This window comes from Planktothrix sp. PCC 11201 (genome assembly GCF_900009135.1).
Taxonomy (GTDB): domain Bacteria; phylum Cyanobacteriota; class Cyanobacteriia; order Cyanobacteriales; family Microcoleaceae; genus Planktothrix.
This window is the reverse complement of the sequence record NZ_LT797693.1, coordinates 379,492-399,242: the sequence shown is the minus strand read 5'-3', so window position 1 is coordinate 399,242 and position 19,751 is coordinate 379,492. Positions and strand designations below refer to the sequence as shown.

General features: G+C 41.6%; 19 protein-coding genes. 14 read left to right on the top strand and 5 right to left on the bottom strand.

All coding sequences use genetic code 11. The features are described from left to right. Positions 1-4 precede the first annotated feature (4 nt). Positions 5-904: a 2-carboxy-1,4-naphthoquinone phytyltransferase gene (gene menA / locus PL11201_RS06670; RefSeq protein ID WP_079677793.1), complete on the bottom strand. Its 900-nt coding sequence runs from the start codon at positions 902-904 to the stop codon at positions 5-7. A gap of 318 nt (positions 905-1,222) precedes the next feature. On the opposite strand from menA, the gene PL11201_RS06665 reads away from it, so the two are divergent. Both PL11201_RS06665 and thiL read left to right on the top strand, forming a co-directional pair. Beyond that, positions 1,223-2,704: an isochorismate synthase gene (locus tag PL11201_RS06665; protein WP_079677792.1), complete on the top strand. Its 1,482-nt coding sequence runs from the start codon at positions 1,223-1,225 to the stop codon at positions 2,702-2,704. Between the two features lie 157 nt (positions 2,705-2,861). Continuing rightward, the gene (gene thiL / locus PL11201_RS06660) at positions 2,862-3,875 is read left to right on the top strand and encodes a thiamine-phosphate kinase (protein ID WP_079677791.1); all 1,014 of its coding nucleotides are present in this window, start codon (positions 2,862-2,864) and stop codon (positions 3,873-3,875) included. Between the two features lies 1 nt (position 3,876). On the opposite strand, the gene PL11201_RS06655 is transcribed toward thiL, so the two are convergent. Both PL11201_RS06655 and PL11201_RS06650 read right to left on the bottom strand, forming a co-directional pair. Continuing rightward, positions 3,877-5,133 carry an RNA-guided endonuclease InsQ/TnpB family protein gene (locus tag PL11201_RS06655; RefSeq protein WP_079677790.1) on the bottom strand — a complete coding sequence of 419 codons (1,257 nt, stop codon included), beginning with the start codon at positions 5,131-5,133 and terminating at the stop codon, positions 3,877-3,879. Between the two features lie 214 nt (positions 5,134-5,347). Further along, positions 5,348-6,367, bottom strand: coding sequence for a type I glyceraldehyde-3-phosphate dehydrogenase (locus PL11201_RS06650; RefSeq protein ID WP_079677789.1), 1,020 nt, complete (start codon positions 6,365-6,367; stop codon positions 5,348-5,350). A 184-nt stretch (positions 6,368-6,551) separates the two neighbouring features. Between PL11201_RS06650 and PL11201_RS06645 the strand changes: the two genes are divergently transcribed. Together PL11201_RS06645 and PL11201_RS06640 are read left to right on the top strand one after the other, a co-directional pair. Further along, a complete protein-coding gene (locus PL11201_RS06645) occupies positions 6,552-7,742 on the top strand; it encodes a site-2 protease family protein (RefSeq protein ID WP_079677788.1) in 1,191 nt (396 codons plus the stop codon). A 163-nt stretch (positions 7,743-7,905) separates the two neighbouring features. After that, positions 7,906-8,964: an AI-2E family transporter gene (locus PL11201_RS06640; RefSeq protein WP_234996627.1), complete on the top strand. Its 1,059-nt coding sequence runs from the start codon at positions 7,906-7,908 to the stop codon at positions 8,962-8,964. Positions 8,965-9,199: 235 nt separating this feature from the next. Here PL11201_RS06640 and PL11201_RS26420 read toward each other — a convergent pair whose 3' ends face one another. Further along, positions 9,200-9,355, bottom strand: coding sequence for a hypothetical protein (locus PL11201_RS26420; protein ID WP_159451518.1), 156 nt, complete (start codon positions 9,353-9,355; stop codon positions 9,200-9,202). Positions 9,356-9,598: 243 nt separating this feature from the next. Here PL11201_RS26420 and PL11201_RS06635 point away from each other — a divergent pair, with 243 nt between their 5' ends. The 10 genes from PL11201_RS06635 to PL11201_RS06590 all read left to right on the top strand — a co-directional run bounded on the left by PL11201_RS06635 (position 9,599) and on the right by PL11201_RS06590 (position 18,836). Then, complete coding sequence (locus PL11201_RS06635; RefSeq protein WP_079677787.1) at positions 9,599-10,801, top strand: Ycf66 family protein; 1,203 nt, start codon at positions 9,599-9,601, stop codon at positions 10,799-10,801. Further along, positions 10,798-11,154, top strand: coding sequence for a YkgJ family cysteine cluster protein (locus PL11201_RS06630; RefSeq protein WP_079677786.1), 357 nt, complete (start codon positions 10,798-10,800; stop codon positions 11,152-11,154). The genes PL11201_RS06635 and PL11201_RS06630 overlap by 4 nt, the downstream gene beginning before the upstream one ends. 85 nt (positions 11,155-11,239) lie before the next feature. Continuing rightward, positions 11,240-11,626: a TMEM165/GDT1 family protein gene (locus tag PL11201_RS06625; RefSeq protein ID WP_079677785.1), complete on the top strand. Its 387-nt coding sequence runs from the start codon at positions 11,240-11,242 to the stop codon at positions 11,624-11,626. Positions 11,627-11,645: 19 nt separating this feature from the next. After that, positions 11,646-11,945 carry a TMEM165/GDT1 family protein gene (locus PL11201_RS06620; protein ID WP_079677784.1) on the top strand — a complete coding sequence of 100 codons (300 nt, stop codon included), beginning with the start codon at positions 11,646-11,648 and terminating at the stop codon, positions 11,943-11,945. A gap of 22 nt (positions 11,946-11,967) precedes the next feature. After that, positions 11,968-12,645, top strand: coding sequence for a response regulator transcription factor (locus tag PL11201_RS06615; RefSeq protein ID WP_079677783.1), 678 nt, complete (start codon positions 11,968-11,970; stop codon positions 12,643-12,645). Continuing rightward, positions 12,614-13,960, top strand: coding sequence for a sensor histidine kinase (locus PL11201_RS06610; RefSeq protein WP_079677782.1), 1,347 nt, complete (start codon positions 12,614-12,616; stop codon positions 13,958-13,960). Before PL11201_RS06615 ends, PL11201_RS06610 begins: the two co-directional genes overlap by 32 nt. 106 nt (positions 13,961-14,066) lie before the next feature. Then, positions 14,067-14,771, top strand: coding sequence for a rubrerythrin family protein (locus PL11201_RS06605; protein ID WP_079677781.1), 705 nt, complete (start codon positions 14,067-14,069; stop codon positions 14,769-14,771). 27 nt (positions 14,772-14,798) lie between these two features. After that, a complete protein-coding gene (locus PL11201_RS06600; RefSeq protein ID WP_079677780.1) occupies positions 14,799-15,224 on the top strand; it encodes a QcrA and Rieske domain-containing protein in 426 nt (141 codons plus the stop codon). A 195-nt stretch (positions 15,225-15,419) separates the two neighbouring features. Then, a complete protein-coding gene (locus PL11201_RS06595; RefSeq protein ID WP_079677779.1) occupies positions 15,420-16,439 on the top strand; it encodes a calcium-binding protein in 1,020 nt (339 codons plus the stop codon). A gap of 153 nt (positions 16,440-16,592) precedes the next feature. Further along, positions 16,593-18,836, top strand: coding sequence for a protein-arginine deiminase family protein (locus PL11201_RS06590; RefSeq protein WP_079677778.1), 2,244 nt, complete (start codon positions 16,593-16,595; stop codon positions 18,834-18,836). A 46-nt stretch (positions 18,837-18,882) separates the two neighbouring features. On the opposite strand, the gene PL11201_RS06585 is transcribed toward PL11201_RS06590, so the two are convergent. Continuing rightward, the gene (locus PL11201_RS06585) at positions 18,883-19,695 is read right to left on the bottom strand and encodes a carbon-nitrogen hydrolase family protein (protein WP_079677777.1); all 813 of its coding nucleotides are present in this window, start codon (positions 19,693-19,695) and stop codon (positions 18,883-18,885) included. Positions 19,696-19,751 lie beyond the last annotated feature (56 nt).

Below are 19,751 nucleotides of genomic sequence, written 5' to 3'. Positions count from 1 at the left end.
TCAATTAACCTAAAATAAAACCAATTCCTAAGAATAAGCCACTCCAAAACTGTAGAGCAATAGCGATAAACTTGCAATTGCTGACTAAGCTAGGTTGGTTATGGTATTGACTGACATGGCGACAAAGTTTAATCGCAGAGGGAATTGCAACAAAACTAAGTAGAGTCCAAATCGGGAATATTCCCCAGAGGACAAATCCACCCGTCAGCGTAAAAATACTACCACAAAACCAGGGTAAAAGTTTTGCCCCCCGTTCGGTTCCTAAACGAACAATCGGGGACTTTTTACCCGCACTAATATCATCTTCGACTTGATGAAAATGGGAACAAAAGAGAACTAAAGTAATCGGAATTGCCACAATAATTGATGTGGCTAAACAGACCCAAGACCAGTTTTGAGTTTGACTATAATAGGCAGCAGAAACTCCTAACGGCCCAAAGGCAAAGAAACATAAAAATTCCCCTAAACCTTGATAACCCAAACGAAAGGGTGGCCCCTGATATAAATAGCCTAAGCCACAACAGAGGAGAATTAACCCTAAAACCGTTAAATCCTGTTGCCACCAACAAATCACTAATAAACCCAAAATTGCTAGGGCTAAACAGCTATTTCCCAGGGCGATAACCAGGGATTTATTTTCGGTTAAATTGACTAAAGAATGATCTTTGTTTTTGTCAATTCCCGTTTCTGAGTCAAAGACATCATTGAGGATATTTTCCCATGCTAAAATTAAAATTGCCGATGTAATAAAGGTGGTAAAAATTTTCCAATTAATCGTAGAAGTTTCAAAGATAGCAACAGCAGTCCCCACCCAAATTGGCATAATTGCCACACTGTACATTGGAGGTTTAATTGCCGCTAACCATAATTTATTTTTTGAGGTTGCAATTAATTCTGTGGTCATAGCAAGTCGCGGAGGTTTAACGGGTTTATTGTCCCATAACACTATCTGATAGGCTAGAGAAGTGCAAAAAGATTCCGCCAGGGAAGTCGGGAAACACCGGGGCGGGGGGAAACACCAGAGCGGGGGGAAAGCCAGGGCGGGAGAAAATAATTCAATTATGAACTTTTTTTACAGACTGAGGGCAATATTTTTAGAGGGGAGATTATGAATAAGGGGTAAATGACTCTGAAAGTCGTTAACATAGATTAAAATAACATGAGTTAACGATTTTTCGGTAACAGTTTTCCCTATTTTAACCTTTTTTTGTTCATTTTTTATATGCCAGTTTTTCCTTCTGCAACCCCGTTATTGCAAGATCGCCAAGAACTGCATCGTTTTTTGTTAGAGTTTCAAAATTATGGATTACAGGACTATCAGACTAAAATTCTGAGTATTGCCCATGAAATTGAATGGATTGATCCTTTAGAAATTTTACAGCAATTTTATCATCCTAATTTAATTCATTTTTATTTTGAAAAACCTCAATTTGAGGAGTCCTTTGTGGCGGTTGATACGGCTCTAAAATTCACGACAGCCGGAAAAAATAGGTTTTTTGAAGCGCAAAAATTTATTCAATCTTGTTTAGATAAAACCGTTATTATTGGTTCTAAAAATAGCCATTTACCTAAGCCTTATTTTTGCTGTAGTTTTACTTTCTTTGACCAATATTTTAATCCTAATTTGTCCTTAAATTCCCGACAGAATCCTTCAGGTGAACCGGAAAATGTTTATTTCCCTCCCGCTACCATATTTTTACCTAAATGGCAAGTAATTAGAAAAAAAAATCGCTGTATTTTGATTGTTAATATTGTTTTGAAGAAAAACTCTAAAATTGAAAATATTTTGAGTGATGTTTGGTATAAAAGTCAACAAATCAATGCGTTAAAAACTACCTTAATTCCTTCTGTTACAAGTAAAACCCCTAGTTTATTATTAACCCAACAAGTCGAAACCGACCCTAAACCCTATTTACAATTTAAACAGTCTGTCCATTCGGCTTTAGATTTAATTAAATCTAAATCTTTAAAAAAATTAGTTCTATCTCAACCGATTGATGTGGTGTCTAAAACCCCCTTTAATTTAATTCATTCTTTGAATAATTTAAGACTTTTATATCCCGATTGCTATATTTTTTCAACGGGGAATGGCAAGGGTCAACAGTTTATTGGGGCGAGTCCAGAAAGATTAATTAGTCTGAAAAATAATCAATTAATTACGGATGCCTTGGCGGGTTCAGCCCCTCGGGGTAAAACACCAATCGAAGATATTAATTTAGGTCAAGAATTACTCAATAGTGAAAAAAATCTGCGAGAACATCAAGTAGTGGTAGATTTTATTATCGAACGGTTATTAAGTTTGGGTTTAACCCCAGATTTAACGGATTTACCTTGTTTAAGACAACTCACCAATATTCAACACCTTTGGACACCGATTAAATGTCAAGTTTCAACCAATATTCATCTCTTGGAAATCTTATCACAATTACATCCAACTCCGGCAGTGGCGGGAACTCCCAGAGATATTGCCCAACAACATATCCATCACTATGAAAGTTTTGATCGGTCTCTTTATGCCGCCCCCCTTGGTTGGATTGATCATCAAGGAAATGGGGAATTTGTGGTGGGGATTCGTTCGGCTTTATTAGACGGAAATCGTGCTAGACTCTATGCGGGAGCCGGAATTGTTGCGGGTTCAGAACCGGAAAAAGAAGTAGCTGAAATTCAGTTAAAGTTACAGGCTTTATTAAGAGCATTGGTATGAAATGGGTAATAGGTAAGAGGTAATAGGTAATGGGTAAGAAAGAGGTAATGGGTAATAGACTAATAACTGGTAGGGGCGGGTTCTTTTAGATCTTTGTTAATCACCGCGAATCTCGATGAACCCGCCCCTACAACTGATAACTGATAACTGATTTACGATGCTAATTAAAGATATTGGAGAACAGGGTTTACTGGAAATTGTTAAGGGTTTTTGTCCCTCGGAAATGGTGGGGGATGATGCGGCAATTTTGGCGGTTTCTGGGGATGAATCCTTAGTAATTACCACGGATATGTTAGTGGATGAAGTGCATTTTAGCGATCGCACCACATCACCATTTGATGTCGGTTGGCGTGGGGCTGCGGTTAACCTATCCGACCTGGCGGCTATGGGTGCTTTTCCCCTCGGAATTACCGTCGCTTTAGGGATCACGGGCAACAAAACCGTTAGCTGGGTAGAACAACTTTATCAAGGATTAACCACCTGTTTAAATCAATATCAGACCCCCATTGTGGGCGGGGATATTTGTCGGTCGGCGGTAACTTGTATTTCTATTACGGCGTTAGGAAGGGTTAACCCAAAATTAGCCATTCGGCGTTCCGTTGCCCGTCCTGGGGATAGAATTATCGTGACTGGAGATCATGGCGACTCCCGGGCTGGATTAGAATTACTCCTACATCCCGAATTAGGAACCGAATTAACTTCTGATCAGCGTTTATCCTTAATCCAAGCCCATCAACGGCCCCAACCCCGTCTGGATATTGTCCCGAAATTGCAAAGCTGGTTAGCCTCCCATCCCGACACCATAATTGCGGGAATGGATAGTAGCGATGGACTGGCTGATGCGATTGTCCAAATTTGTCGAGGAAGTCAGGTCGGGGCTAAAATACAACGTCCTCAAATTCCGATTTCTCAAGCCTTAAAAACCTTTGTTTCTCCGCAACAGGCTGTTTATTGGGCTTTGTATGGGGGCGAAGACTTTCAACTAGTGTTGTCTGTGGCTGCGGATGAAGCCCAAATCCTGATGCAACAATTAGGAACCACCGCTACTATTATTGGTGAAATTACTGCTAACCCAGATATTCTATTAATAGATAATGCTGAACCCTCAACTGTTGAAAAACTATCCTTGAGTCGAGGATTTCAGCACTTTTCACCGATAACAGGGAGGTGAACTACCCACACTGACTTGGAGTACCAAGTACAGTGTCGGCTTCTGTACTCACAGGGGAATGCCGCAACTTAGGCTTTCGCCCAAGATGGGGTCTGACATCCCCTCCTACAGCAGAAACGGCTGAACCATCCGTCTTTAGCATTTCGACTGCGCTCAATGCAAGTATTCTGATACCCTCTGCTCTAATATTGCTCGCTGCGTTTTCATCACGGTCATGATCAGTGCCACAATCAGGACAAGTCCATTCACGAACATCCAACGGCATCTCACTGACTTGATAGAAACAATTAGAACAGAGTTTAGAACTGGGAAACCATCTATCAATCTCGACTAACTTCCCACCTTTTCGTTCTAGTTTATAGGCTAAGAAATTAGTGAAAGTTCCCCATCCACAATCAGAAATTGCTTTTGCCAAATTGTGATTACGAACCATGCCTTTGACATGAAGATTCTCTACTATAACAGCTTGGCTATCGCTGACCAACTTATGACTAAGTTTATGTAAAAAATCTTGCCGGGAATTACTAACTCGTTCGTATAATGCGGCAACAACTTGACGATATTTATTTCTGGATTTACTCCCCTTTTGTTTACGCGCTAATTTCTTCTGTTTGCGTTTGAGATTTTTCTCATGTTTAGCAAGGTGTTTAGGATTATCGTATTTAGAAACCTTTTCGCCATCAGTTACAACTGCAAAGTGTTTGATTCCTAAATCAATACCATAGATTTTACCTTCTGAAACAGTAGGGTTTTCCCCTTCTACTTCTGTCAGGATAGATGCTAAATATTTGCCTGATGGTGTTCTACTAACAGTTACAGTCTTGATTTTCCCTTCAATTGGTCTATGTATGTTGGCTTTGATTATCCCAATATTGCCAGGAAGTTTGACATTACCATCGACAATTTTGACGTTTTGAGGGTATTGAATTGACTGTTTGCCCTGCTTAGATTTGAACTTAGGAAATCCGGCACGTTTCTCAAAAAAGTTTTTGTATGCTGTAGTTAGATTAAGTGTTGTAGCTTGTAAAACTTGGCTATAACAGTCGGCTAACCATACCGTATCTTCAGCTTTTTTGAGTGGGGGGAGAAATGCGTTGAGTGCTGCACGCCCAAGTCCTTTACCCGTCTCCTTATAAGTCTCAATAGATTTGTTCAGAGCATAATTCCACCACCAACGGGCGCAACCAAATGTTTGAGCTAGTTGTATTTCTTGTTCTTTTGATGGATATAAACGGACTTGGACAACTTTGTGTAACACTCAGCATCACCTCGGGCGATAACAATACTTTAACGCCAATTGATATTGTGGTGAACTAGCTCAATCAAATAATTGGTGATTCGGATTACATCCAGCATTTGTTTTTGCCTAGCAAAAAAGCCATACTAGATGCAATCGTTATCACCTGCCTTATATCCCACCACTGATTCGGATTACCAAATTCAGTGGGGGACTTACGGCGTCCCAATTAAATCTAGGCTTTCCAATTGGAAGCCACCAATTCGGCTAAATCAACCACCCGTTGACTATAACCCCATTCGTTGTCATACCAGGCGACCACTTTCACCATGTCGCCACCCATCACCATTGTTAAGCTGGCATCCACAATCGAAGAAGCATCATGTCCCTTGTAGTCAGAAGACACCAAAGGCAGATCGCTATATTCCAGAATCCCTTTCATGGGGCCGTCAGCAGCTTCTTTCAGAGCTAAATTCACTTCTTCAACAAAGGTTGCCTTCTCTACCTGCACCACTAAATCCACAATCGAGACATTAGGAGTCGGAACCCGGAAAGCAATCCCGTTGAGTTTTCCTTTCAGTTCAGGAATCACTAAAGCAACGGCCTTTGCAGCACCCGTGGAAGTCGGAACAATATTCACCGCCGCGGCTCTGGCCCGACGCACATCCCGGTGACTGGCATCTAACAGACGCTGATCTCCGGTGTAACTGTGGGTTGTGGTCATTGTGCCTTTGACAATGCCGAATTTTTCATGCAGCACTTTGGCAAAGGGAGCTAAACAGTTGGTGGTACAACTGGCATTACTCAGAATCCGGTGTTGATCATGATTGTAGTCATGGTGATTCACACCTACCACAAAGGTATCTACGCCTTCTCCCTTTCCAGGAGCCGTAATCAGGACTTTTTGGGCTCCGGCGGTAATATGCTTAGAAGCACCTTCCTCGGTAATAAAGACCCCGGTGGATTCAATAATTAAATCCACACCCCATTCTTTCCAAGGCAGATTTAATGGGTTACGATCGGAAACACACTTAATGGTTTTGCCATTGACGGTAATGGAATTCTCATCGGCTTTGATATCAACGCCTTTGAGTGTGCCGAGCATGGAATCGTATTTCAGCAAATGAGCATTGGTACTCGGATCAGAAGTATCATTGATGCCCACAAACTCTAAATTGCTATTTTGCCGGGTTAACCAGCAGCGTAAAACGTTACGTCCAATTCTTCCAAAACCGTTGATTGCGACCTTAATCACTTACTTTGTTCCTCCTAACAATGGCATCGCCCAAACCAGGCTAAAGTTTGACTAGATAGATGTTTCTATTGACCCCAATCATACCGTAAAGGCTGTCGCAATTTTCCAGACTATTTTTTGGCCGGGGTCGATGATCGCAGACCCTAGACCGTTACAATGAAATAAACGGAGTCAAAGACATCTCATGCAGGCAGGTTGGCGGATTGGATCGTTATTTGGAATTCCCTTCTTTGTTGATTCTTCTTGGTTGGTGATTGTTGTGCTGTTTACGGTTGCCAATCGCCAGAGTTATTTGGAGTGGGGGCAAACTTTATCTTGGGTTGCTGGGTTAGCTATTGCACTCTTGTTATTTGCTTCGGTGTTACTCCATGAGCTAGGCCACAGTTTGGTCGCCCAATCCCAGGGAATTCGAGTCAACTCCATTACTCTGTTTCTGTTTGGGGGAGTGGCTGCTATTGATAAGGAATCAAAAACCCCCGGTCAAGCGTTTCAAGTGGCGATCGCTGGCCCTCTGGTAAGTTTTAGCTTATTTTTTATTCTGAATCTTGTTGCCCAACTCTTACCGAATTCGAGTTTAATTTATGCCGTGGTTGGGGAATTAGCCCGAATTAATTTAGTTTTAGGAATCTTTAATTTAATTCCCGGGTTACCCCTCGATGGGGGACAGGTGCTTAAAGCAACGGTTTGGAAAATTACTGGAAATCGCTTAACCGGGGTACGTTGGGCGGCACGAACAGGACAGTTTTTAGGCATTTTAGCCATTTCTTTGGGCTTATCTTCGGTTTTTTTAGCCAGAAGTTATGGCGGGTTATGGATTGCTTTAATCGGTTGGTTTGTCTTACAAAATGCCACTTCCTATAATCGAATCACCGATCTACAAGAAGCTTTAGTTAATATTAAAGCTGGGGACGCTATGACCCGGGAATTTCGAGTGGTGGATGCGGATTTGAGTTTACGTCAATTCGCCGATGAATATTTAATTGGGGTTGAGAGCATTCCGGTGTATTTTGCATCTTCTAATGGTCGTTATCGGGGGTTGGTTTCCGTGGAAGCGTTGCGAGTGGTTGAACGCAGTCAATGGGAAAGTCAAACTTTAAATCAAATTCTGCAACCTCTAAATGAACTGATTACGGTATCAGAAAAAGCCTCATTGGTGGAGGTAATTAATCTGATGGAAGACCAAGAATTACGTCGAATTACGGTATTATCTCCGGCGGTCGCCATAGCGGGTATCATTGATCGGGGGGATGTGGTACGCTCGGTGGCGAACTATCTGAAAGTTCCCATTCCAGATGCTAATATTCGGCGAATTAAGGAAGAAGGAATTTATCCTCCGGGTTTACCGTTAGCAGCTTTAGCAAAAACTATGGCCTAACCCCAAGGACAGGAAAACACAAATAAGTTGGCGACACTGAACTGGGTGATAGTAAAATTATTGATTAATTAGTCAAGGTTGGGCGCGAACGACAGACCAGTAAATATATAATAGCCCGACCAGGGTTTTTTGTCAAGTCCCGGCCCAACGGATCAGATTAACAATGGTTAAACCCTATATGAATACTAAAAACTCGTGGCTCCGATTATTAGTCATAGCCTCAGCAATTCCGGCCTTAGTTTTAAATGGTTGGCTATTATTACTAACGTTAGAATACTTTAAATCAATTATCAATATTTTTGTCACCGCTACCCTATTATCATTTCTTTTAGATTATCCCGTACAACGATTACAACGCTATGGATTCAAACGGACAATCGCAATTTTAGGGGTTTTATTGATCACATTAATTATTTTCATCATTTTAGGGATTACCCTCATCCCCATGATTCTCCAACAGTTTAATACTTTAATAGAACGTCTTCCCAGTTGGATTGAATCAGGAATTCAACAAGTTAAAACCCTAGAATCTTGGGCCATGAGTCGTCATATTCCAGTGAATATTGGAGGAGTCACCTCTCAGCTTTTAGAAAAATTATCGAGTCAAGTTCAGAGTCTAGGCGGAGATGTAATTGGAGGGGTACTAACGGTTTTTGGTCGAGTATTAGATCTAGTTATTACGGTCGCCATGACCTTTTATCTATTGTTGCATGGAGATCAGCTTTGGGACGATTTATATAAACTCTTTCCAGTCCGAATTCGCACTCCTATTCGTCTAGCACTCAAAAAAAACTTTAAGAATTATTTAATTGGTCAAGCCTCCGTCGCCTCACTGATAGGAATACTGATGACTTTAGCATTTGTGATCATTCAAGTTCCCTTTGGGTTACTATTTGGCATGGTAATTGGGGTAATGGCTTTATTTCCCTTCGGAGCCAGTTTAGGAATTGGTTTAATCTGCTTTTTAGTGGCTTTGAATAGTATTTGGTTAGGGGTAAAAGTTTTAATTACAGCAATTATTGTCGATCAAATTATCGAAAATGGTATTGCGCCTCGGTTATTAGGAGGATTTACCGGGTTAAACCCAGTTTTAATTTTACTTTCTCTCTTAATTGGTGCTAGAATTGCCGGATTTCTCGGATTAATTATTGCAGTTCCCCTAGCCAGTTTTATCAAATCCTTAATCACTATTTTACAAAACCCCGCTTCTGAATCTGTTTAGATCGGCTGAAAAACGGAGGAATTTGGAGTAAAAATTTATGAATTTTATTATAGCAAGAGGGAGTGGACAATGGGAAATCAGGATTTGTGAGGGAAAATCTGAAACGATTTAGGGTAAGCTAGAAATGAAATCTTGATGAGAAAAGTTTCATAAAAGAAAACTCGATTTTTAGGGAACCTCTATCTACAGGATAGAGGGATTGTTTAGTCCCTAAAATAGCCTAGGTTAGCCAAATCTACTCGATCACGTCTGGAGACAGAACAATTTTTTCCACTTGCATTTGAGAGGCTACTCCCATTGAGGATAATGGTTTAGAGCCGAACCAGTTCACACTTACTTGCAAATGTAGAGACAACGTAATAAAAGCCGCCAACAATAATTTTTCTAACATAATCAACTCCCCATCAAACAATTTCTAGCCGCACCCTTAAATCGTAGATATATATATATTAATTAGACGATGTTTCTTTTCCGTATGATTCCCTACAATGTTGATAGGTGATAAAATTCACATTAAATTATGATCTGAATCACAAACCGTCAACAGCCAATAGTCAAAATCTCAACGGCTAACCGTCAACCGTTAACGGTAAAATAACGGAATAGAGGTTTTTTGATAGAGTGAGAGGGAAAAATGCTGGCATATATTCTAGCGATCGCAGTGGGTTTAGCAAGTTTTGGCCTTTATATGGCTGCCTTCTTCTTTCCAGAAGTGCACCGCAAAAGTGATTTCGTCTGGAGTGGAGTCGGATTGTTTTATGGACTAATTCTGTGGGCTTGTGCGGGACGGATTACCGGAGCCGTGCTGTTAGGTCAGGTGGCGAGTGTGTCCCTGTTGGTTTGGTTGGGATGGGAGGTTCTGACCCTACGACGATCAGCAACCCCCGTGACTGAACAAACCCCGGTTCCAGCGAAGGTGAAACAAAAACTGAATGGCTTTCTCAGTGGTCAGTCCCCGGTAATTTTTCCCAAACCCGTACAGGATATTGTTACTGCTCCCGAACCCGTGTCTGAGAACAACTCAGTGATTCCTGAGACCCCTGTAGAAACCCAGGAACAACCCGAACCAGAAATTATTTCCCCATCCCCAGAAATTGTAGAGGAACCGCCGATCTCCCCGATCACCCAAGAACAGAGTCTTCCTGAAACTGAAGCAACACCATCGATTACTCCCCCAACTTCAGACACCCAGGTAGAAACACCCAAGGTCAAAGCAGAAAAACCTGGAGTTACTCCCAAGGTCAAGACTGCAAAAACCGATTCTAAACCTCAAAAATCTATCCCGGCGATCGCCGGAACCCTATCGGGTTTGGTCAGTAATTTAACAGGTTTATTCAATAAAAAGCCAAAAACCCCTAAAACTCCCAGTCAGCCGAAATCCCCAGAACCCACCCCCGTTCCCCCGGCTTCCACGGTTGTAGAAGACAGTCAGACGGTGACTAAGGATGAGTTTGCTGAATTTGAGGATCGGGAAACAATAGCTGTTGAGGGGGAATTCACCCCAGAAACTGCGGTTAGTGAGCCAGAAATCCTAGAAGAAGTTGAAAAATCTTCTCCTTCACCCTTTGAACAAATTGTGACTCCCCAGGTTGAATTTGTTGTGGAAACGATCACAGAACAGGTTAATCCTATTATTGAGGAAATTCAGGAATCTGTGATAGGAGAAATATCCTCTGAAACTAATACTTTAGAATCAGAAAGTGTTGAAGAAGGGATGACAATTGCAGAAATTGAAACTCCTTCAGAAACAACGGAATCTGAGGAAACAAGTTCTCCTCCATCGGTTAATCCTCAACCAGAAACAACTGATTTAAAAACTGCTAATCCAGAATTATGACCACTTGGCTTTGTATCAAACAATGTGGGGCGTGCTGTCATCTCGACCCCAGTGAACGCCCTGAATTAGATCAATATTTAGCCCCGCAAGACTTACAATTATATTTAAGTTTAGTTGGAGAAGATGGATGGTGTATTAATTTTGATTCTGAAACTAAAGAATGCAAAATTTATGATCAGCGCCCTCGATTTTGTCGGGTAGAATCCGATGTTTTTCAGGAATTATATGGAATTGAAGCGTCAGAATTAAACGATTTTGCCATTGATTGTTGTCAACAACAAATTGAAGGCATCTATGGGGATGATTCCCCGGAAATGGAGCGTTTTAATCAAACCGTCGGGTATGAATTCTAGGGACTTTCCCAGTTTTTTATTGCCGGATGGGGTAAAATATGAAAAGATTATGATATAGTTTTAATATTACCCCAACCGTCAACCAATGAGTTCACCCCAAACCCTTGTTGAAGTTCAGGAAGACCCCGCTAGTAAACTATCTGCGATCGCTAATTCCGCAAAACAGACAGATCAACAGCAAGATTCGGTGAAACCCAATACGGGGGAGATTTTTGTCTCCACATTCATTACTATTTTTTTAGCTGAAATTGGAGATAAAACCCAACTTACCACTTTATTAATGACAGCAGAATCTCGTAATCCTTGGATCGTTTTTGCCGGGGCGGGAAGTGCATTAGTTTTAACCAGTTTCTTAGGGGTTTTAGTCGGACAATGGTTAGCTTCTCGGATTTCACCCCGAACCTTAGAACTGGCTGCGGGTAGCAGTTTATTATTGATTTCGGTGCTATTGTTTTGGGAAGTTTTACACTAAATTAGTGATAATTAAATCTATGGATTTTCAACTATTAGGATTGACTTTTATCACGGTTTTTCTATCAGAATTAGGGGATAAAAGTCAAGTGGCGGCGATCGCTTTGAGTGGGACTAGCAAATCCCCCCGGGCTATCTTTTTTGGTACAGCCACCGCCCTATTATTAGCCAGTTTCCTCGGTGTGATAGTGGGACAAGGGGTTGCAGAAGTTTTACCCACTCGTCTAGTTAAAATTGCCGCCGCCATCGGTTTTGCGGTATTAGGAATTCGGTTATTATGGTTTAGTCAAGACGAAAACATAGAAATAAAGAAGACATAGGCAGATCCTGCTGAAGTTAATAATGAAAATCTTATTAGTAGAAGACGATGAGCAAATTGCTGAAGCCTTAGAGCAAGTTCTGACCGACAAACAGCATTATATAGTCGATGCTGTTGGGGATGGTGAACTGGCGTGGCAGTTGATTGAGTCCTCTGCTTATGATTTAATTGTGTTAGATATTATGCTCCCCAAACTAGATGGCATCAGTTTGTGCCGGAGATTGCGCAGAAATGGCCATCAGACTCCCGTTCTGATGCTGACGGCAAGGGATGGCAGCAGTGATCGGGTCATGGGTCTGGATGTGGGAGCCGATGATTATGTAGTGAAACCCTTTGACCTGCCGGAATTACTAGCGCGGATCAGAGCCTTAATGCGTCGGGGTAGCACCACCCAAACACCCCTACTAGAAACAAATGGATTATCGCTGAATCCTAGTAATTGTCAAGTCACCTATCAGGGACAACTACTCAACCTGACTCCCAAAGAATACGGTTTATTAGACTTACTCCTGCGACATCAAGGACAAGTGATCAGTCGGGCCACGATCATTGACCATTTGTGGTCACTGGACGAGCCACCCATGGAAGAAACGGTAAAAGTTCATCTCAAAGCATTGCGAAGAAAATTAAGAGCCGCAGGTGCGCCAGCGAATTTAATAGAAGGTATTTATGGCTTGGGGTATCGACTTAAACAGAACTAAATATACTACATCCCATCGCCTACGTTGGCAGTTGCTTTTATATTACTTAGCGGTGATGTTAGCCATCCTGGGGTCATCAATTATCGCCGTCTATGAGTTTACCTATCATAGTCTTTATGCTCAGTTCGAGCATCGTTTGGAGGTACTAGCACAGGCTGCCTCCCACAGTTTATTAAGCATCAAAGCTGAATATCTCCAAGCACAGGAAAACGGCAATCCCAATCACATCCTTGATCCCGATGTCCCCCGGCGATTAGATCACGATCAAGACTTAGATATTCCTTGGCGGAAATTGCGAGAACCAAATCAGGGTGTGGAATGGTTTAATGCTCAGGGGCAGTTGGTGGGCAATGCCGGGACACTGCTTTGGGATCTCCCGCCTGTTCCCGGCTGGCAAACCTTAGAACCGGGTAACATTCGTCTGGTCACCTTGTCCGTCTACAGTTACCCACAGGGAAAACCTCAATTAGAAGGATATATTCGCACCAGCGAAGATATTACCGAGGTGGAGGATTTGCTCGACCGCTTCCGATGGGGATTGTTGTTTGGGGGTAGCGTCATTTTAGCAGTCACGGGTTTAGGTGGTATCTGGCTGACCCGCCAGTCCCTGAAACCAATTGAACGTAGTTTACAACAATTGAAACAGTTTACCGCCGACGCCTCCCATGAACTCCGCAGTCCGTTAGCGGCGATTAAGACCTCGGCGGAGGTGATGCAATATTACCCAGAACGAATTCATCCCCTGGAAATGAAGAAGGTGGTGGGAATTGCTAATGCCACTAAACAAATGACCCGGCTAGTGGATGATTTGATGTTGTTAGCCCGGATGGATGCGGATGTGATTACCCAAACCCAGGAGTCAACGGTGATCCGACTGGATCTGCTCCTACAGGATTTAAGCTCGTTATTAGAGGGGCAAGCTCAAGCCAAAAACATTGACCTTCAGTTTTATTTACTGCCCAATGTAGAAGTTAGGGGAATTTCTGAGCAAATCCATCGCTTATTCACAAATTTACTGGAAAATTCCCTCCATTACACCTGCGAGGGAGGACAAGTAATACTTTCTATGAAGAAAATAGATCATGCAGTGGCGATCGCAATTACCGATACAGGCATTGGCATTGCCCCGGAAGATTTGAAATTTGTCTTTGATCGATTCTGGCGAGCAGATCGCGCCCGATCTCGACGGGTTGGGGGGACTGGTTTGGGACTGGCGATCGCTCAAACCATTGCCCAACAGCATCGTGGAGAGATTACGGTGAGTAGTCAATTGGGGGTTGGTAGTTGTTTTCAAGTTCGTTTACCCATTGTGTGAATTTTTTTTCCATCTACCCCAATTTCTTCCCCCTTCTGGTTCTACTGTTGAAATTAGTTCAGATTATTAATATCTTTCCCCTTAATTTTCTTCAGGAGATTATTTTATGATTCGCGTTTTTAAATCCCACAGTCTGTCCAAAAAAACAGCCGTTTTAGCCTCTCTGGCGGTTCTGGGAACAGCATCTCTATTCGGTTGTAACCAATCTCAACCTCCTGTTGCTAAGGTGGAGGCACCTCCTACACAACCACCAGCCCAACCAGTTGCTCAAGCAGAATCCCCCACGCTGAAAAATATGCAAGCTGCTTACAATGGGGAGTCCAACGCCCATGTCATGTATCTTGGCTTTGCTGAGAAAGCGGAGCAAGAGGGATATAAAGAAGTTGCCAGTCTGTTCCGGGCGGCTGCTAAAGCGGAACAAATCCACCGAGATAACCATGCTCAGGTCATTCAAACCATGGGAGCAACTCCCAAAAATACGATTACAACCCCAGAAGCGAAATCGACGGCTGAAAACCTACAGCAAGCAATTAAGGGTGAATCCTATGAACGGGATACCATGTATCCTGGTTTTATTACTCAAGCCAAAACTGAAAATAACGAGGCTGCTTTGAAAAGCCTCAACTATGCGCTGGCGGCCGAAACTCAACACGCTAAACTCTACACAGAAGCGTCTGAGAATTTAACCGCTTGGCGCGAGGCTACCCCTTTCTACGTCTGTAAAGTTTCTGGTGAAACCGTAGTTAATGAAGGGGATACAGCTAGTTGTCCTAGTGTAACCTCTGGTCAAGCTTATGAGTCGGTAATTTAAGCCAATTGACTGATCAAAGAGGTATTTATGAAGCGTCGAGAATTTGTCGGTTTAGTGGGTGTAGGCAGTATGATGCCGTTGGCGCTCGCTGCCTGTAGCTCGGGGACAAAGGAAAATTTGACCGTCAATTCCCCCCGCAGTGATGGCTTTGTGGCCGTTGGGACTGTTTCCGATCTGAGTGCTAAAGGGCAACTTCTAGCGGCAACGGCGTCGGGGAAGGTGTTGGTAATTCCAGATCCTACCAATAGTAATCAGGTGAAGGCCGTGAATCCCATTTGCCCCCATGCGGGTTGTGCCGTGACCTGGGAGAAAGACCAAAATGTCTTTGTTTGTCCCTGTCATGACTCCAAATTTGCCGGGGATGGTAAGGTGCTACAAGGCCCGGCTGATAAACCTCTCCCCACCTATATTGCCAAGGTGGAAAAAGATTCGATTTTAGTAAAAATTAATTGAAATAATTATTTCATACAAGTAAAACCCCCGGCAAGATTTTCCGCGCCGATGGGGGTTTTTCCGTTTATTTAATGGTTGGGCGTGTTGAGTTTTTGTCAGAGAGGGTAAAGCTGAAAAAACTATCCTGAATGATCACAAATGAAAGTGCAAAATCAAAAAGAATAACTAATGATTTTCACTTAAAAATTTTTCCCTATGTTTAACAAAATTATTAACTTCATTAGCAATGTCATTTTTCCCATTGCTAAACCCGTTATTTTCACCTTCTTTCCCCAGTATGAACCCTTATTTAACACCATTCTACCCATTGCGGAACCTTGGGTTAATAAATTATTAGAACAAAACCCCCAAATTACCCTAAGTACCGCCCCTACTTTGGAAGTGAAACCGAGTCTAATTCTCGAAGATATTAATATTTTAAGCAGTTATAAAACCTTAACCGAATTATCGGGAAAATCTGCTCAACTGTTTGTTTTAACCGATGATATTGATATCTTAGCACCCGCCAATTATTTTAATATTTCCCAACAACCCACCGGGTTAGTTTTGCCCGAATGGACAAGGGAATATCCGGGGGGTATTTTGGCTTTAGCTGGGGATGATATTTTAGTGGGTTCTAATCAAACTGATGTTATGAATGGTAATACCGGAAATGATCAATTATCCGGTGCCGAAGGCATTGATTTACTCCGAGGCGGTCAGGGAAATGATACTTTTAATGGCGATGGGGGAAATGATATTATTAATGGCAATCGTGAGGATGATTTCTTAATGGGAGGTGATGGAAATGACTTATTAAGAGGCGGGAAAGGAAAAGATATTTTAGAAGGTAGTGCCGGACGGGATATTTTAATCGGAGATTTAGACTTTGATATCCTGACAGGCGGCACTGATGCTGATACTTTTATTTTAGGTGCAAATGCTTCCGAAGTTCCGGTTAACGCCACAGAAGCCGATTTCATTACGGATTTTAACCCCACAGAAGGGGATAAAATTGTGATTATTGCTAGTTTAAATTCACAAGAATTAACCCTAGAAACATTTGATCAAACTGCTAATTTACAACTAGCAACTGGAATATCTCAGGGAATAATTATTCGTCAAACGACAACCGGAAATATTTTTGGTCTAGTGGCTAATATTACCGATGTTAATACTGTTAAAAATAGTATTTCTATTATTAATATTAGTGATCCTTTATTGGGAATTGGATAAAAGGTTGTCAGATTCAGGATATTAAGAGGGCGAGAAGACCTCGCCCCTACCATTAAGAATTTTAAAATCTGCCTTTTTAAAAAGGATTGAGGGATATCTGATCTACAGTTAGCCAATTTCAGGTACAATCAATCAGGATGTCTGAGGTTGACCATGAATTGGATGCGCTACATTGCTGTTGCTTTAATTAATGCTTTGGGTGTAGTTGTTGGAATTATCCTAGTTCCTGCCCCTTCAACTTTAGCCCAATCTTCACCAACGGATCTCAATTTAGAGTATCGGATTAATGACTCCGGCGTGCAACTGCAAGGATTTGAAGCAGGTACTCCGGGCAATTATAACACAGAAACCACAGAAGTTACACCCCAATCCTTAGCCGAATTATATCAATTACAAGATTTGATTAAAGCTGAATTGAAGAAAGTTTCTAGTCCTCCTGATATTAATAGTAATTTAGAAGTTTGGCAATATCAACTGCAACTGAAACAATACGAAACTTTAGTTAAAGCTAATCGCCAAGTTGAAGCTCAAATTAAATTTGAAGAAAAAACCCTGGAAACTTGGAATCAGGTAATAAAAATAGCCACTCAAGCGGCAAATTTTGGTAAACAATCTGAAACTAATACAATAGAAGATTGGGAAACTGCACAACAATTATGGATTCAAGCTATTGATACCCTACGGAAAATTCCTAGAGAGTCTTTTCTGAGTTCTAAAGCTATTGATAAAACCGTAGAATATCAGGGTTATTTAGCGATCGCCACCTATCAACGCGCCTTAATCCAACAATCCCAACAACAACAACCAGAAAAACCGCAAACAATTTCGACCGTTTCCGTTGCAAATCCTCAATTTCCCGGGTTTAAACTCTATGGAGATACAAACCGAGATGGTATTGTGAATGAACAAGATCAACAACGCCCGGAACAATGGTCTTTATCCCTAGGGCCGTTAATATTATTTAATAATGATGATGATGATATTAATGGATTACCCGATTGGCGAGATAAAACAGTTAATGGGGCTGAAGATGAAAAGGATTTGGCTTTAGTTCATTTTAAAGTTGATCCAGAGTATAAAGGTTCTGAATTATTGCTCACCGTTGATCAAGCAGCACAACCCTATATTAATATTTTCCAGAAAACATCGACCGGGTGGAAAGCTATTGATTTATCGGGTACAACGCCTTTAGAATTTGGTTCAGATATTGTTTTAGGAGTAGAAGCAAAACAATTTGCTAATAGCAATTGGTCGGGTTTAGTTAATTTAAAAGCCATTGCTCGCAAACAGGGAATTGTGGTGGCAACGGATAGCATTTCTATGGGGGTTGCTCCTTGGATTATGTCTGATAATACTGAACCTGTTTCCGAGGTTCATATTAGCGATCGCGGTGATAATCAAACTATCATTAAAGATGTAAAAACCATTGTTGAAAAGACTGGGGCAAAGGTTAAAGTCACACCAGGGGCGACTTTATGGATGCGAGGAACTCAAGAAATAGGCTATGTTCAGTTTCCCAAACCCGAAGGTTTAGAGAAAAATCCGGTGGTTTTAAAAGGAAACCGAAGTGCGGAAAGTGATGATTATGCTAAATCTTTAATGAATCAAAATTTTGGCTGGTTTGAAGTGGGTAAACCTCGGGAATTAGATGCTTTTAATCAATGGGCAGATTGGTATAATAATTTAGCCGTAACTCCCGCTTTACCTGATTATCCTTTGGGAAGAATTTATTATGGCACAGCTGATAATGTTAGTTTAAATCCCGAAGTTGTTGAGTTTTTAAAAGCCCAAAAAGTTCAAGGTGATCCCGTTGCCATTGATACTTCTTGGTTGATGTTGCGTCATGTTGATGAAATTATTAATTTTATTCCTAGTGCTTCCGGCGAACCTTTAATGTTAATTGCTAGTCCAGAGGAAGGAGTTAAACTATTAAAAGAACTGGAAAAACAAGGTTATGAAGGGGCGGCAATTAATCGCGGATTAAGCACTCAAACAACAGTCAGAGCTACCTTAAATAATCAATTATTAATCCAACATAATCTGAATTTACAAAAACAGAAAATCGAACCCTTAATTAATCAACTCAAAAAAGAATTTAATCTCAGAAATGATCAAATTATTAGAATTCCGGCTTTATTTAGTTATAGTGGGTATGCTTGGTGGCCAAATTTAATTAATTCGGTTTATGTGAATGGGGAATTATTAGTATCTAATCCGAAAGGAGCCTTAATTGATGGCCGAGACTACACCCAAGAAGACTTTAAACGTCGGGTTGCCATTGCCGGAATTAATGTTAATTTCTTAGATGATGACTATTATCAAGAATTACAGGGCAATATTTACAGTGCTACTAATACAACCCATGTAGGAAATGAACAACCATTCTGGCAAGATTAACACAGATTAAAATCCGTGAAATCCTCTTAAATCCGTGATCCCCATTTCACATAAATACCCGATGTTGCAGACTCGGCATTTGGCGACGAACTTGTTCCAGACGGGTGGGATTAATTTCTGCGATCGCAATCCCTGGTTTATCACCAGCATCGGCTAAAACCGCCCCCCAAGGGTCAAGAATCATTGCATGACCATGGGTATTCCGACGCCCATAATGACATCCTGTTTGAGCAGGTGCGACCACATAACAGGTATTTTCAATCGCTCTAGCCTTGAGGAGAACTTCCCAATGATCCTTACCTGTATAAGCAGTAAAAGCTGCTGGGACAAATAAAATTTCTGCTCCTTTTGCGGATAAATGGCGATAGAGTTCTGGAAATCGGACATCGTAACAGACCGATATTCCCAGGTTGCCCAACTCTGGATGATGATAAACCGGAGGTAAAACCGTCCCCGCCATCACCGTATTAGATTCCCGATAAGTATTACCATCGGGTAAATTAACATCAAACAGATGAACTTTTTGATAACGGGCTAATTCTTGACCATTAGCATCAATTAACACCGCCGTATTATATACTTTGCCATCACCCGAAGGAACTGGAAATCCTCCAGCTAATAGAGTAATTTGGAACTTTTGGGAAATGGTTTTAAGAAATTTTTCTGTAGTTTGAGCAATAGTTTCAGCTTGAGCCATTTTCTCGGCTTCTTCGCCCATAAAGGGAAAATTCTCAGGCAAGCTGATTAACTCTGCCCCCTGACGAACTGCTAAATCAATCAATTCTTCTGCCTCCGCTAGATTTTTGTCTAGCCAAGGTGTACTGGTCATTTGAATAGCCGCGGCAAGATAGGATTTCATCGATAAAAATATATTTAGAGGTTAAAAGCCAGGAGGCAGGGGGAGCAGGGGGGGGC